Origin of the sequence: Methanosphaera sp. A6, from assembly GCF_001729395.1 — an archaeon.
Taxonomy (GTDB): Archaea; Methanobacteriota; Methanobacteria; order Methanobacteriales; family Methanobacteriaceae; genus Methanosphaera; species Methanosphaera stadtmanae.
Genome location: NZ_MAIF01000110.1, coordinates 1 through 14,513, shown reverse-complemented (window position 1 = coordinate 14,513; position 14,513 = coordinate 1). Strand labels below are relative to the sequence as shown.

Below are 14,513 nucleotides of genomic sequence, written 5' to 3'. Positions count from 1 at the left end.
AATAAATAAACTAAAATATTTTATTATTTTCATTTTCTTTTAAAACCTTCCGAGAAGATAGTAAAAAAAGATATTAAAATCTTTTTTATACTACAATCTCATTTTATAATAAAAAAGATTCATATTAAAAATAAATCTTCTATATTATTTTTTCATATTTGAATATATATAAAATTTAATATAATAAATAAGTAATTGTTATAGTTTTCATTTATATTGAAATTCAATGTATGAAAATTATTTAAAATTTAAAAAAAAATTAAATATTCACCTAAAATATATTTTAAATAAAAAGATTAAAAAAAAGAGGAATAATTAAGATATAATACTACCTTAATCAAATTTTACACGTTTAGATACCATGTATGGTAAAGGTAACTGTCTAAATGGCATGTCTTTTGTAAGAGTATGTATTTCTTCTGCTAAATCTTCAATAGAAATTTCTTCTTTAGTGTTGTCAACACGTCTGTTAACTGAAATAGAATTATTTTCTACCTCATTATCACCTACAACTATTGTGTATGGAATCCATTCTTTTCCAGCATTTCTAATTTTCTTACCTACTCTTTCAGCAGTATCATCAATATCCACCCTTATATTACTGTCCCTAATTTGTTGGTAAATCTCTTTAGCATAATCTAAGTGATTATCAGTAACAGGAATTATTCTTACCTGTGTAGGTGCAAGCCATAATGGTAATGATGGTTTATTACCCTTATCTGTTGAAGTTTTTTCAAGTAAACTACAAATAACTCTTTCAATACTTCCTGTAGGACTACAGTGTAATATTGTTGGATATTGTTGTTCTTCATTTTCATCAAGATATGTGATACCAAATCTTTTTGCACTTTGAATATCCATTTGAACTGTAGGATTTTCTATTGGTCTTCCCAAATCATCAATTGCTGCAAAGTCAACTTTAGCATTCCAGTAATGTTTCATTTTAGGAATAACTTCTAAAAGAACTGGTTTTTTAATGTTGTTTTTAACTACTTCTTTAATCCAATCTTCATTTTCATCAAAGAAGTCTTGTGTTACACGGAATGCAACCTCATAATGTACATCTAAATCAGTTTCTGTTTGAGCACACATATCTACTTGATTTGCAAATACTTCTCTTGCATGATCATCATTTAAACATACACTGTGGAAATCAGGCATTGTGAAAGCTCTTAATCTTTTAAGACCTACAACTTCTCCCTGTCTTTCAAATCTGAAACTGAATGTTGATAATTCATAAATTCCTACAGGCATGTTTTTCCATGTGAGGAATGAATCTGCTAGAATTCTGAATGCTCCAAAACAACATGCAAATCTTAACATTAATTCTCTGTGTTTTGTTTTTAATCTGTATTGTCTTTCACCAAATTTTTCTGCATGTTCTCTTATTGCAGGATTTGCTAAATCATACATTACAGGAGTTTCTACAGGCATTGCACCTCTTTGTGTAACAAGTTGATATACATAGTCACTTAATAAATCTTTTACAAGTTTACCTTTAGGATACCATCTAATATGTCCCACATCAGCTGCTGGTTCATTACTTGCCAATTCTTTTTCCCTCATTAATCTTACATGAGGTGGTTGTTTTCCTGTATCTTTTGTTTTACCTTCTTCATGATCAACTAATTGTCTTAGAGTTTTATTTTTATAGTTGTATTCTTCAACATCGAATATGTTTCCATCTTCTTCTAAGATAAACATTTTAGATGGTTCTGAAGGTTCTTCTTCAGAGTCTTCACTTTCTTCTTCAGGTTCTGTTGTTATAGTTCTTGATAACTCAGATAATGGATGTCCTTTACATGATAATTCAAAGGATTTATACCATCCAAATGGTACTCTAAGCACTGCTTCATTGTTATCTAATAATTCAGCTTCAATACCTTTTAATATTTTTTGAGCTATATCAGGGTTTGATAAAGAAGAACTTAAGTGTGCATATGGATAAATTACAATATTTTCTGCATTTACTTTATTTTGTACATTTAATATTTCTTTTACTGCTTTATTAATTATTAATTCTGGATTTTCTTCATCTTCTTTTTCAACTGCAATAAAAGCAACTAGTGCTTCATCTACTCCAGAAACTCTTTTTTCATCATCTATATCTTCAGCTATTTTAGTTTTACTTCTAGTTTTATACCTTAAATAATCTGAATGTATCATTAAAGTTCGCATTTCTAATTATTCCTCCATGAAATTCCGAGACACGTATAATTAATCTACTATTTATTAAATAAATATACTTAAGTAGATTATAATAATTAAAATATCATTAGTTATTATTTATATAATTCATATTATATTAATATCAGTATTTGTATTCCAAATTAATATTATTAGTAAAAATATAATAAATAAAATATAATTAAATATCTTGTAAAAATCTAAAAAAAGAAGTTTAGAGGAGAATTACATGAATTCTGGAGATTTAATTCCTAAGAGTTTTAGAGAATTTTTAAGTGTAATTCTTGAAGCATCAACTAGTTTTAAACGTAGTTTCTCATGTTCTGAACCTATAACTTGTTTTGATTTGTAGAATTTATTAAATGCTTTTGAAAGACTTAATGTGTATTGAGCTAAATGATGTACTCTTCTTTCTTGTGCAGATTGACAAATTACTTCTGTAAATTGTGATAATGTTTTTATAAGATCTTTTTCTTCATCATCTAATTCATAATCACATCTTACTTCTTCAAATTCATTATAATCTGATTTAGCAAGTAATTTACATGCTCTTGCATGAGCATATTGTATTGAAGCACAGCCTCGCTCAAAGCTTAATGCTTCTTCCCATTTGAATGTAATAGGTTTTTCTGGTGATATTTGATTAATATAGAATCTTATTGAACCTACACCAACAATTTTTGATACTTCTTCGATTTGTTTTTCTGTTAAATCAAGATCACGACGTATTAATTCTTCTTTTGCATGTTCTACTGATTGTTCAATAAATTCATCAACTGATATAAACACTCCTTTTCTTGTTGACATTGAACCTTCAGGTAAATCTATAAATTCATAGAATACTACTTCTGGAGCCCTATTATTAGATAATTCTAATGCTAAACCTAACTGTTTTGCAGCTAATTTATGATCTGCTCCTAAAATATCTAATGAAATATCACTATTTTTTGTTTTATATTGATGATATGCTAAATCTCTTGTTGCATATAAACTAGTACCATTTGATCTTCTAAGTACTAATTCTTTATCTACATTATATCTTTCTAAAGGTAAGTATAGAATATCCTTTTGTATTGTAAATGGTTGTAATTTTTCAAGTACATCATCTACACTACCATTTCTTAAAAATGTACTTTCCCATTTAAAAAGATTCATTTTAATATTTAAATCTTTAAGTGTTTCTTTTATTCCATCAATACAATATTCTACTACGCCTTGGAAAGCATCAATTAGTGCTGCATCAGTTCCTTCTTCATATTTTCTTAAAATATCATCTATTTCTTGATTATATTCAGGATTTGCTTCTAATTGTTGATTACATTTATAATATACTTCACCTATTGCATGATCTGCTTTTTTATCATCATCAACTGTGTAGTTAAATTTGTCCATTCCCCATACAATAATTGCAATTTGTCTACCCATATCATTAACATAATATTGAGCTTCTACTTTATATCCTGCATGTTGAAGTATTCTTTTTAGAGAATCTCCAAGTATTGCATTTCTTAGATGTCCAACATGTAATGGACCATTAGGATTTGCAGATGTATGTTCTAAAAGAATTCTTTCATCTTTTTCTGGTAGTTCACCATAATTTTTATCAATATAATTTACTACTTTTGTTGTAAATAATGTGTAGTTAATATAGAAGTTAATATATGGTCCTTTTGTTTCTACTTTTTCAAAATATAATGGTAGTTTTATATTTTCCTTAATTTCCTGAGCAATTTCAACTGGTGACTTTTTTAGTTTACTAGCTAAAGAGAAAGCAATATTAGTTGACATATCACCCATGGAAGGATTTGGTGGTTCTTCTAGTATGATTTCATCATCATATTTTATTCTTAGTTTTGTTAAAGCTTCTTTTATACTTTCATTTATCTCTGTCTTTAGTTTTGAGTACATTAATTCTATCTCCTCTTAGTTTATGTTTAAATCATAATCCTCTAAACCATAGAGTTATATATCCTATTTTTGGAATGATTAATAAATTATCACCAATTGTGATTACTTTAGCTCTTATTTGTTCTGGTGAAACTAGATATGGATCTTCAACTTCATTATTATCTCCTTTTATAGTATAATATTTAGATCCATTTATTTCATTTATATCAATAACCCTATGTATTACAGGTTCTGGATACCATTGTGCATCATATACAACCACATCATTTATTTTAATATCATTATATGGGTCAAATTCTTGCATTCCATAATATGTATGAACATTTTCAATTGCTACAATATCACCCCTATAAAATGATGGTTCCATACTTCCTGATACTACCACATTAAGGTGTGCTGATAAAATAACAGCAATAACTATTATAAGAACATAACTTAGTATTTCTTTTGTTAAATGATATTTACTCTTTGATGTATCCTCTAATTCTTTTTGATTTTTTTTCTTATTCTTCCTATTATTGCGTTTTTTAGACAAAAAATTCACCCCCATATCACTTGAAAAAAGAAAATAAAAAGGATTTATTTTAGTATTGCACCTTTATCTGCAGATGTTGCTAATTTTTGGTATTGTTTTAACCATCCTTTAAGATTACGTTCCACTGGTTTAACTTTAGATAATCTTTCTTTTATTTCATCATCAGTTAATTCTAATTTAATAGTTCTTTCTTTTACATTTATAGAAACAATATCTCCATTTTCTATTGCACCAATAGGTCCACCTTCTGCTGCTTCAGGTGATATATGTCCTATACATGGACCTCTACTTCCTCCTGAAAATCTACCATCAGTAATTAAAGCTACATGGAATAATTCACGACCCATTATTGCTGCTGTAGGATTTAGCATTTCACGCATACCTGGTCCTCCTTTTGGACCTTCATACCTTATTACTACAACATCCCCATCGATAATTTCATCATTTTCTATGGCTAGTACACATTCTTCTTCAGAATTAAATACTTTACATGGACCTGAATGAACAAGCATGTCTTCATTTACTGCACCCTGTTTAATTACACAACCATTAGGTGCTACATTTCCATATAACACTGCAATTCCACCTTCTGTTCTTATAGGATCATCTAATGTGTGAATTACATTATAATCAATATCAGACACTTTTTCTAAGTTTTCTTTTACTGAGTTTGAAGTACATGTTATACAATCAGTGTTAAGTATTGATTCCATGTTTTTCATTACTGCAGGAATTCCTCCAGCATTTTCAACATCAATCATACGATTGTTTCCACCAGGTCTAATACTACAAATATATGGTACTTCATGACTTAATTTATCAAATAAATCTATTGTTACATCTACTCCATCCACTTCATTTGCTATTGCAGGAATATGTAATGTGGTATTTGTAGAACCTCCCAATGCTAAGTCAACTTTTATTGCATTTTCAAATGCTTCCTGAGTTAATATATCTGATGGCTTAATATCATTTTCTAATAATGTAAATATTTTTTTAGCTGAAGCTCTTGCAATTTCTACTTTTTTATCACTTACTGCATGTGCTGTTGCACATCCTGGTAGACTCATACCCATTGTTTCTGTAAGACAAGCCATTGTATTTGCTGTAAATAATCCTGCACATGAACCTGCTCCTGGACAAGCACAACGTTCTAATTCATATAGATCTTCTTCTGACATTTTACCAGATTGTGTTGCTCCTACAGCTTCTGTAACATTAATAAAATCTACTGTTTCACCATGGAATTTACCTGGCATCATTGGTCCACCAGTAATAACTATTGCTGGAATATTTAATCTTGCTGCTGCCATTATCATACCTGGTACAACTTTATCACAGGTTGGCATTAGTATCAATGCATCAAATTGATGTGCCATTGCCATACTTTCCACAGTATTTGCAATAATTTCCCGTGATGGAAGAGAATAATACATTCCTTCATGATTCATTGCTATACCATCACAAACAGCCATTGTATCAAATTCAAAAGGAACTCCCCCTTCTAATCTAATAACCTCTTTAACTTCTTGAACTAAATCTTTTAAATGAATATGTCCAGGTACTATATCAGTATAACTATTAGCTATTCCAATAAATGGTTTTTTCATATCATTATCATCCAATCCACATGCTCTTAGGAGGGATCTGTGTGATGTTCTGTTAATTCCTTTTTTTATATTATCGCTTCTCATTAAATCATATCCTATTATTAAATAAAAAATATACTTGAATCCAATAGGGAATATTATGATTAAAAAAAATTAATTAAATCTACAAAATATTTCTCAATAATATATTAATATATATTATTATAATGCTATAATAATTTTTTTAATTAAATTAATAAAATATAAGAAAGTAATTATATAATAAAATACAAATAATTATAATGTTAAAGATGGGCTCATAGTCTAGCCAGGATTATGACGTGGGACTTCGGATCCCAAGATCGGGGGTTCAAATCCCCCTGGGCTCGTTATTTATAATCTATTTTTAATTTAAAATTTATAAAAAAAATAACAAAAATATATTAACTATAAAATTTATACTTTTAAAAAAGAACTTTTTTTGATTAAATAGAATATTATATAACTTTTTTTTAAAATATAAACTAACTACAATAGGAATCAATAAAATGCCATATGATTTTAATTTAAAAAAAGAAAATAATCATCTCATTATTGGAAATATAGATGCTAACGAACTTGCTGAAAAATATAAAACACCATTATATGTGATAGATGAAGAAAAAGTTAGAAATAATTATAATAAATTATACACTGCATTTAATAGTAAATATGAAGATCTTCACATGTGTTATGCTGCAAAAGCAAATACAAACCTAGCAGTAATGAAAATATTAGAAGATGAAGGAAGTTACATTGATGCCGTATCTCCCGGTGAAATATACACTGCACTTCTTGCAGGATTTACACCAGAAAGAATAGTATTTACTGGAAACAACGTAACAAATGAAGAACTAGAATATGCACATAAAACTGGAGTTACAATAAATCTTGACAGTATTTCTGCACTTGAAAGATTAAGTACCATTGAAGGAACTAAAGGAAAAGAAATATCCATAAGAGTTAACCCGATGGTAGAAGCAGGACATCATGAACACTGTATTACTGGTGGTCCAAAAAGTAAATTTGGAATAAAAGAAGAAGAAGCTGTTGAAGTATATCAAAAAGCTATTGATTTAGGATTTAAACCTATAGGAATGCACTCCCACATAGGTTCTGAAATTCTTGAATCTGAACCATTCATGTTAGCTGTTGAAACAATGATGGATATTGCTGGAAAAGTTCATAAAGAAGTAGGAGTAGACTTTAAATTCCTAGATTTTGGTGGAGGATTTGGTATCCCATATGAACCAACAGAAAATGAATTAGACCTAGAAACATTCACAACAGACATAATTAAATTATTTAAATCAAAATTAGAAGAATATGATATGGGAAAACCTGCAATGTACATAGAACCAGGAAGATTCTTAGTAGGTAATGCTGAAGTACTCCTTACGAGAGTAAATACTATAAAAGAAAGTTATCGTAAATTTGCTGGTGTAGACTGTGGATTTGGAACATTACTTAGACCTACAATGTATGGTTCATACCACCACATAGTTGTTGCAAATAAAATTAATGAAGAAAATGTGGAAGAAATTGATATTGCAGGAAACTTATGTGAATCAGGAGATTTATTTGCAAGAGACAGACCTATGCCTAAACTTGAAGAAGGAGACTTACTTGCAATATTAAATGCTGGAGCATATGCATACAGTATGGCTTCACAATACAATTCAAGACCTAGACCTGCAGAAGTTCTTGTAAACAAAGACGAAGTAGATGTAATTAGAAGAAGAGAAGAATTCAGTGACTTATTTAATGGTCAAAAAATTCCTACAAGGTTATTAAAATGATTAAAGAAATAGAATTTACTAAAATGCATGCACTTGGTAATGATTATATTGTAATTAATGAAACAGAAACTGAAGTTATTCCTGAAGAAGCAAAAAACAAATTAAGTAACGATATATGCACACGTAGATTTAGTGTTGGTTCTGACGGTGTAATATTTGCATGTAAATCAGATAAATCTGATGTTAGATTCCGTATATTTAACAGTGATGGTAGTGAAGCTGAAATGTGTGGAAATGGTATTCGTTGTTTAGCAAAGTACGTTTATGATAATGATATTGTTAAAAAACAAACCATGCAAATAGAAACTATGGAAGATATTAAAGAAGCAAGACTTACAGTTGAAGATGATGTTGTTAAAAGTATTGCTATTGATATGGGAAAGGGATTTTTCAAACCAGAAGAAATTCCAGCAATAGCTCCTAGTGGAAATACTGATGAATTTATTGATGAAGAAATTGATGTTGATGGTGAAAAAATCATAATGAGTTCTGTTAGTGTAGGAAATCCACATGCTGTTTCATTTACTGATATAAACATTGATGATATTGATTTAGATTATTATGGTCCACGTATTGAAAATCATAAAGCATTTCCTGAAAAAGTAAATGTTCATTTTGTAAATATTGTTTCTCCTGGAGAAATTAACATTTTAACATGGGAACGTGGTGCAGGTTTTACATTTGCTTGTGGTACTGGTACAACAAGTTGTGTACTCCTTGGATATAAAATGGGACTTTTAAATGAAAAAGTTCATGCACATCTCTCTGGAGGAGATTTAGATATTACAGTAAGTGATCATAATGAATACTTAACTGCTACAATGGAAGGAAAAGCAGTTACTGTGTATAAAGCTCAAATGACAGTGGATATTTAATTCCACCTTTTTTTTAATTTTTAGGATTGATACTATGAAGCGTATTGTTTTTGAAGATATAAGTACATTTATTGTGAAGTACATCTTCCATTTACGTTTTAAAGTTGCACTTTTAAGTAGAAAATCAAGAATTTTCAATAAAATACTAACAAAACTACTTTTTGAAGATGATAAAACATATTTTATTCCAAATAACAATAATATTACCCACTTAGAAACTATTGAAGTTAATAAAACAATTGATAAAACCAAAAATATCGTATTTCCAAGTGATATTATTAAAGAAATTATTAGAAATGCTAATTATATTGTTATAATGAATAGTTGTTTATGTAGAACTTCTGCAAATTGTAATGATTATCCACAGAATAGGTTGTATATTTCTTGGAAGAGCTACAAAAAAGATTTCCAGAAAGTATTGTAGAGAAGTAACACCAGATGAGGCTATTAATCATATTGATAAATGTAATAATGCTGGATTAATTCATATTATGGGTAGAAATAAACTTGATGTTAGGTGGATGAATGTAGGTCCATCAGATGAGTTATTAACAATATGTAATTGTTGTCCATGTTGTTGTTTATGGAGAGTACTACCTAATTTTAGTGATAGTATTCAGGGAAACTTCCATAAATTACCAGGTATTAGTGTTTATTGTGATGATAATCAATGTATTTTATGTAAAAAATGTGTTGATATATGTTTTGTTGAGGCAATAACAATAGATGATAATAAAATTAAAGTAAATAGTAATTGTATGGGTTGTAGTCAATGTGTGAGTAACTGTCCTGTTAATGCCATGAAAATAAATTATGATGATAATATGAACTACACTATAGATGATATTAATAATATAGTGAATATAGAAAAATAGTAAAATCCAATAAGATATATTTCAAGTGTAAATTATGTTCTAAAAATATTTTCTAATTTAAAAAGTAGATGAATAAAATCTATGTAAAAAACAAAAACATGGATTTCAAGTGTAAAAAATAATAAAAATAGAATGAGTTATTCATCTAATTCAAAGTTACGATTAAAATCTAAATTTCTAGTTTTATAAATTGTAGAACGTCTAAGTTTTAATAATGCTTTTTTCTTAGTTTTAAAATCATTCATAGAATGAATATTATCTTTTACATAGTCAAGTACTTCATCTACAACTTCATCTTTATGTATCCAATTACAATTACTACAATTCCACACATTCTTTCCTTCTATCCATTTTCCACCAGTTGATCCATCAGCACATGGATAGAATGGACAGAAACAGAATGTACAATTTTCTTGATTATTATGACATGGGAAATATTCACAATCAGTGTTAGGACCAATCTGTATATCCCCTTTAAAGAATTTTTCATAGAATTGTTCTGTTAACTCAGGTAACTTAGCATCCATTTTATAACCCCTTGGAGTTATCATTTTACCTTTTTTAACATAAGTCATTGAATTTCCAACAATGATTGTTGTAAACATGTCAATATCCTGAGTTCTTAAATCTTTTAATTTACAAATATTTGTTAAAGTTTCAACTCCATCCTTTGTTGTAACAATACCAACAGGTGTTTCAGGATTTCTATTTTCTAATAAAGTATCACATGCTACTTCAAATGGTTCTGTTCTAGATTTACTCTTAGGATTGTAGAATGCTATTACTAAATCTGCTATTGCAGCATGTTTTATTTTTCTTTGAATTTCATCAAGTGGAGTTAATAAATTACTAAGACTAATAATTGCAAGATCATGTAATGGAGCTCCAAGTGCACTTGCTGAGTATGTTGCTGCTGTTACACCAGGTATTACCTCAAATTCAAGGTCAGGATATTTATCAATTATCTGAAAATATACATTTGCCATACCATAAATTCCAGGATCTCCAGAACTTATAATTGCCACTTGTAAACCTTCTTTTTCCTTTTCAACAGCCAATTCTACCCTTTGCATTTCATCTCCCATACCTCTACTATGTACTTCTTTTCCTTCTAGCAAATCCTGAATATGTGTAAGATATGGATGATATGCAATTACTACATCAGCTTCCTTTATTCTATCTACTGCTTTTAGAGTTATGTGTTCTCTTTTTGAACCTATCCCTATTAAACTAATCATTAAAAATGTCCTCCTTATTAAGTATTTATCATAATACATTAGAAATTAAAATCTTTAAAGATATAATATAATAAAAAAATACTGTATTAATGTTGAATAATAATGTATTCTTCATATTATTTATTATTAAGCCTGATAATTTCCAAAAAAGTAGATTTTTAGTAGATATAAATTTAATTATGTAAATATTATGAAAAAAAGAATTAAAAAAAAGAAATGAAAAAATAATACTTATGCTCGTGCCCTACTTAAATTATTAGTATTTTGAACAGCTGTTGTATTATTATAAACCCCAGTAGTATTGTTACTATTTTTATCTGCAATATACTGTGATATATTAGTTATATTTTTTCCACTGGTTTTATTATTTGATTGATCATATAAAACAATACTTTCTTTAAGAGATATTGATGTTGTATTAATTTTAACTTTACCAGAAGAATATACTTCACCAATAGCAGTAGCAGTAATACTGTATGTTTGTTCAGGAGCTATTATAATTGCTCCACCAGATGATACTTGTACATCTTTTGATGCTAAAGCTGTTATTGTAACTGTTTGATTTCCAGTATCATCACTTGAAACCTTCGCTGTAACAGAATTCAGATTAACACTCAAATTCGTTAAATTATTTAAAACTAAAGCTACATTCTCATTATTAGTTATATTTAATGTATTCTGATCTTTTAGATTTTTTTCACCAGTAAAAGAACCTATAAAATCTGAAGCTTCATTTATTTGTACTGAAACCAATTCCACAGGATCAACATGACCTGAAGATATTAAAGTATACGATGCAAACAATCCAATTTCAAAAAATATGAAAATCCCTACAACAAAAAGAAGAATCTTAAGTATCTTTGACATTAATTTACCCCCATAGTTTAATTAATATAAAATAGTATAATAACAGTTTATATTCTAATATTAATTTAAGTTAATTATAATATATATTATATATTATATTATTGAGATAAAAAAATATATAATTAAAAAAAATGTAGCTGATCTAATGTCAAATGATATAATTAAAAAATTTCAAAAAGCACAACTGTTATTAAATAACAATGCTTATGCAGAAATCAAGGGAAATTCTGATTATGATTATCTAATTAATGAATTAATAGAATATATTGAAGAAAATGAAAATGATCAGTATATCATCACTACACAAACTATAAGAAATTATCAAGAACAAGAAAAAAGAAGAATACATGAATCAATAATTGAAAATCCAAAAACAAGAGAAATACGATCGAAACAAGAAACACCATACGAAGTAATACTTGATGTAACAAACAAATCATACACTGATGGAGATATTAATGATTTAAATAAGTACTTCAATAGTAGATATGATAAATTAAAGAAAATTATACAAGAAAATCCTGAATTTAAGAAAATAAATGAATTAAAAACTACAAAAACAAACATTGATAATTTACAAGTTATTGGAATGATAAATAATATTAATAATACAAAAAATGGGCATAGAATAATAGAAATAGAAGATCCTACAGGTACTGGAAGTGTCATAATACTAAATGATAACGAAGATTTAATAAATAGTAGTCAGACACTTGTAAAAGATGAAGTTATTGGAGTTAGTGGTAGTACTAATGGAACATTAATAAGAGCAGATGAAATTGTACATCCAGGAATTCAAAGACATAAAATTATAGATAAAGACATGAATTTTTCAATAGTATTTATTTCAGATGTTCATATAGGTAGTAAACAATTTGATGAAGATTCATTTAATAGATTCATTAAATGGTTAAATGGAAATTATGGAAATCAAGAGCAACAAGACCTTGCAAACGATGTTAAATACCTTGTTATTGGTGGAGACTTAGTTGATGGTATTGGAATCTATCCAAATCAAGAAAAGGAATTAAAAATTAAAGATATATATGAACAATATGCTGAAGCTGCACGCCTATTAGGTGATATTACAGATATTCCTATAATATTATCTCCAGGTAACCATGATGCTACACGTCTTGCAGAACCTCAACCTGCATTAACTGAGAAATATGCTAAAGATTTATGTAATCAGAAAAATATTGAAATGGTAAGTAATCCCTCAGTTGTTAACTTAGATAATATTAAAGTTCAAATATATCATGGTCGAAGTTTTGATGATATTGTTATGGCTTTAAATAATTATACACATGCAGATACTGATAAAATAATGCAATTGTTACTGGAAAAAAGACATCTTGCACCAATATATGGTGAACGTACACCACTTGCAAGTGAATTTGAGGATTATCTTGTTATTGATGATATTCCTGATGTATTACATACAGGACATGTCCATATTAATTCTCATACAAAATATAAAGGAGTTCATATGTTGAATTCTGGTACATTCCAAAAACAAACCGAGTTTCAGAAAATCTATAACATAGTACCTACATGTGCTCAAGTACCAGTATTAAATCATGGAACATTACAGTTATTGGATTTTACTAAAGAATAGGAGTTAGATTTTATGGATAATAACATTATAGAAAATATAGTTAAAACAGCACATCATATTTATAATAAGGATATGATTATTGGAAAAGCAGGAAATATTAGTATAATTGATAAAAAAAGAGAATATATCTACATAACTGCTTCAGGAACTGATTTTAAGAGTTTAAAATATTCTGATATTATTAAAGTAAAATTAGATGATTTATCATATGTTTCAAATGATGAAAAAGTTCCTTCAATGGAAACTAGTCTTCATATTGGTGTATATATTAATAGAAACGATGTAAACAGTGTTGTTCATGTTCATTCACCTTATGCAACTGCTTTTGCATTTAGTAATAAAAGATTACGTCAACAGGAAGGTTTTGGTGAAATTACTGGTGAATATATTGCTGAAGTTGAATATTATACTCCGGGTAGTAAAAAATTAGCCTTGCATACAAGTAATGCATTGAAAGAAGAGGATGCAGTTTTATTAAAAAATCATGGTGTTATTACTGTGGGTAAAGATATTGATGAAGCTACACTTCTATGTGAATATATAGAAGGTATAGCTAAAACACAATATATTACACACACACTTAATCTTTAACTGCTTCTAATTCACTTAAAATATTCCATATAAGAATTCTAGCATGTATAGGTATGTTTGGATCGTTACTTATATCATCTAGTATAGATATTACTGTACTAGCTTTGATTGTTGGTTCTTCATCTTTTGCTAAAAGATTTGTTGAATCTTCAGCTGCTTTTCTTATGTTTCTTGGTACACTTGTATCATTAATTATCTGTGATAAGATTTCTGTGCAGTTTGAAAAAATTTCTTCATTATTCATTATATCAGACATAGTTATACTCCCTAATAAAATTATTTTTACTTATTTAATTTTAATAAACAAAATAAAAGTTATAGCTCATTATATTAATAAAGAAAAAAGAAATAATTATTTTTTTATTCTATCTTTATTATTTTTTTTTATATAT

The 14,513-nt window shown here is 27.9% G+C and carries 13 protein-coding genes and 1 tRNA gene; 7 read left to right on the top strand and 7 right to left on the bottom strand.

The window, feature by feature from the left end:
- Positions 1-333 precede the first annotated feature (333 nt).
- The 4 genes from A9758_RS04155 to ilvD all read right to left on the bottom strand — a co-directional run bounded on the left by A9758_RS04155 (position 334) and on the right by ilvD (position 6,324).
- Positions 334-2,178 (bottom strand): threonine--tRNA ligase, encoded by a 1,845-nt coding sequence (locus A9758_RS04155; protein WP_011407139.1) that lies wholly within the window; start codon positions 2,176-2,178, stop codon positions 334-336.
- A 234-nt stretch (positions 2,179-2,412) separates the two neighbouring features.
- The gene (gene argS / locus A9758_RS04150) at positions 2,413-4,095 is read right to left on the bottom strand and encodes an arginine--tRNA ligase (RefSeq protein ID WP_011407140.1); all 1,683 of its coding nucleotides are present in this window, start codon (positions 4,093-4,095) and stop codon (positions 2,413-2,415) included.
- A gap of 31 nt (positions 4,096-4,126) precedes the next feature.
- A complete protein-coding gene (locus A9758_RS04145) occupies positions 4,127-4,630 on the bottom strand; it encodes a signal peptidase I (RefSeq protein ID WP_011407141.1) in 504 nt (167 codons plus the stop codon).
- Between the two features lie 44 nt (positions 4,631-4,674).
- The gene (ilvD, locus tag A9758_RS04140) at positions 4,675-6,324 is read right to left on the bottom strand and encodes a dihydroxy-acid dehydratase (RefSeq protein WP_011407142.1); all 1,650 of its coding nucleotides are present in this window, start codon (positions 6,322-6,324) and stop codon (positions 4,675-4,677) included.
- A 208-nt stretch (positions 6,325-6,532) separates the two neighbouring features.
- On the opposite strand from ilvD, the gene A9758_RS04135 reads away from it, so the two are divergent.
- The 5 genes from A9758_RS04135 (at position 6,533) to A9758_RS07675 (ending at position 9,807) form a co-directional block, all read left to right on the top strand.
- Positions 6,533-6,608 (top strand) — tRNA-Arg (locus tag A9758_RS04135).
- Positions 6,609-6,767: 159 nt separating this feature from the next.
- On the top strand, positions 6,768-8,057 hold the full coding sequence (gene lysA / locus A9758_RS04130; protein ID WP_011407143.1) for a diaminopimelate decarboxylase: 1,290 nt from the start codon (positions 6,768-6,770) through the stop codon (positions 8,055-8,057).
- Positions 8,054-8,932: a diaminopimelate epimerase gene (dapF, locus tag A9758_RS04125; RefSeq protein WP_011407144.1), complete on the top strand. Its 879-nt coding sequence runs from the start codon at positions 8,054-8,056 to the stop codon at positions 8,930-8,932. The genes lysA and dapF overlap by 4 nt, the downstream gene beginning before the upstream one ends.
- Positions 8,933-8,966: 34 nt before the next feature.
- A complete protein-coding gene (locus tag A9758_RS07680; protein ID WP_011407145.1) occupies positions 8,967-9,356 on the top strand; it encodes a hypothetical protein in 390 nt (129 codons plus the stop codon).
- The gene (locus A9758_RS07675; protein WP_011407146.1) at positions 9,286-9,807 is read left to right on the top strand and encodes a 4Fe-4S binding protein; all 522 of its coding nucleotides are present in this window, start codon (positions 9,286-9,288) and stop codon (positions 9,805-9,807) included. Before A9758_RS07680 ends, A9758_RS07675 begins: the two co-directional genes overlap by 71 nt.
- A 137-nt stretch (positions 9,808-9,944) precedes the next feature.
- On the opposite strand, the gene cobJ is transcribed toward A9758_RS07675, so the two are convergent.
- Both cobJ and A9758_RS04110 read right to left on the bottom strand, forming a co-directional pair.
- Positions 9,945-11,045, bottom strand: a complete 1,101-nt coding sequence (gene cobJ, locus A9758_RS04115; protein WP_011407147.1) for a precorrin-3B C(17)-methyltransferase — start codon at positions 11,043-11,045, stop codon at positions 9,945-9,947.
- 231 nt (positions 11,046-11,276) lie between these two features.
- Positions 11,277-11,912, bottom strand: a complete 636-nt coding sequence (locus A9758_RS04110; protein ID WP_011407148.1) for a hypothetical protein — start codon at positions 11,910-11,912, stop codon at positions 11,277-11,279.
- Positions 11,913-12,057: 145 nt separating this feature from the next.
- Between A9758_RS04110 and A9758_RS04105 the strand changes: the two genes are divergently transcribed.
- Positions 12,058-13,530 carry a DNA-directed DNA polymerase II small subunit gene (locus tag A9758_RS04105; protein WP_011407149.1) on the top strand — a complete coding sequence of 491 codons (1,473 nt, stop codon included), beginning with the start codon at positions 12,058-12,060 and terminating at the stop codon, positions 13,528-13,530.
- 12 nt (positions 13,531-13,542) lie between these two features.
- Positions 13,543-14,121: a class II aldolase/adducin family protein gene (locus tag A9758_RS04100; RefSeq protein WP_011407150.1), complete on the top strand. Its 579-nt coding sequence runs from the start codon at positions 13,543-13,545 to the stop codon at positions 14,119-14,121.
- On the opposite strand, the gene A9758_RS04095 is transcribed toward A9758_RS04100, so the two are convergent.
- Positions 14,111-14,365: a UPF0147 family protein gene (locus A9758_RS04095; protein WP_048059929.1), complete on the bottom strand. Its 255-nt coding sequence runs from the start codon at positions 14,363-14,365 to the stop codon at positions 14,111-14,113. The genes A9758_RS04100 and A9758_RS04095 overlap by 11 nt on opposite strands.
- Positions 14,366-14,513: the final 148 nt, after the last annotated feature.

Excerpts from the sequence above, each read along its gene's own strand:
- A9758_RS04155 (WP_011407139.1), bottom strand. The coding sequence starts at position 2,178 with ATGCGAACTTTAATGATACATTCAGATTATTTAAGGTATAAAACTAGA.
- argS (WP_011407140.1), bottom strand. The coding sequence starts at position 4,095 with ATGTACTCAAAACTAAAGACAGAGATAAATGAAAGTATAAAAGAAGCT.
- ilvD (WP_011407142.1), bottom strand. The coding sequence starts at position 6,324 with ATGAGAAGCGATAATATAAAAAAAGGAATTAACAGAACATCACACAGA.
- lysA (WP_011407143.1), top strand. The coding sequence starts at position 6,768 with ATGCCATATGATTTTAATTTAAAAAAAGAAAATAATCATCTCATTATT.
- dapF (WP_011407144.1), top strand. The coding sequence starts at position 8,054 with ATGATTAAAGAAATAGAATTTACTAAAATGCATGCACTTGGTAATGAT.
- A9758_RS07680 (WP_011407145.1), top strand. The coding sequence starts at position 8,967 with ATGAAGCGTATTGTTTTTGAAGATATAAGTACATTTATTGTGAAGTAC.
- A9758_RS07675 (WP_011407146.1), top strand. The coding sequence starts at position 9,286 with ATGATTATCCACAGAATAGGTTGTATATTTCTTGGAAGAGCTACAAAA.
- cobJ (WP_011407147.1), bottom strand. The coding sequence starts at position 11,045 with ATGATTAGTTTAATAGGGATAGGTTCAAAAAGAGAACACATAACTCTA.
- A9758_RS04110 (WP_011407148.1), bottom strand. The coding sequence starts at position 11,912 with ATGTCAAAGATACTTAAGATTCTTCTTTTTGTTGTAGGGATTTTCATA.
- A9758_RS04105 (WP_011407149.1), top strand. The coding sequence starts at position 12,058 with ATGTCAAATGATATAATTAAAAAATTTCAAAAAGCACAACTGTTATTA.
- A9758_RS04100 (WP_011407150.1), top strand. The coding sequence starts at position 13,543 with ATGGATAATAACATTATAGAAAATATAGTTAAAACAGCACATCATATT.
- A9758_RS04095 (WP_048059929.1), bottom strand. The coding sequence starts at position 14,365 with ATGAATAATGAAGAAATTTTTTCAAACTGCACAGAAATCTTATCACAG.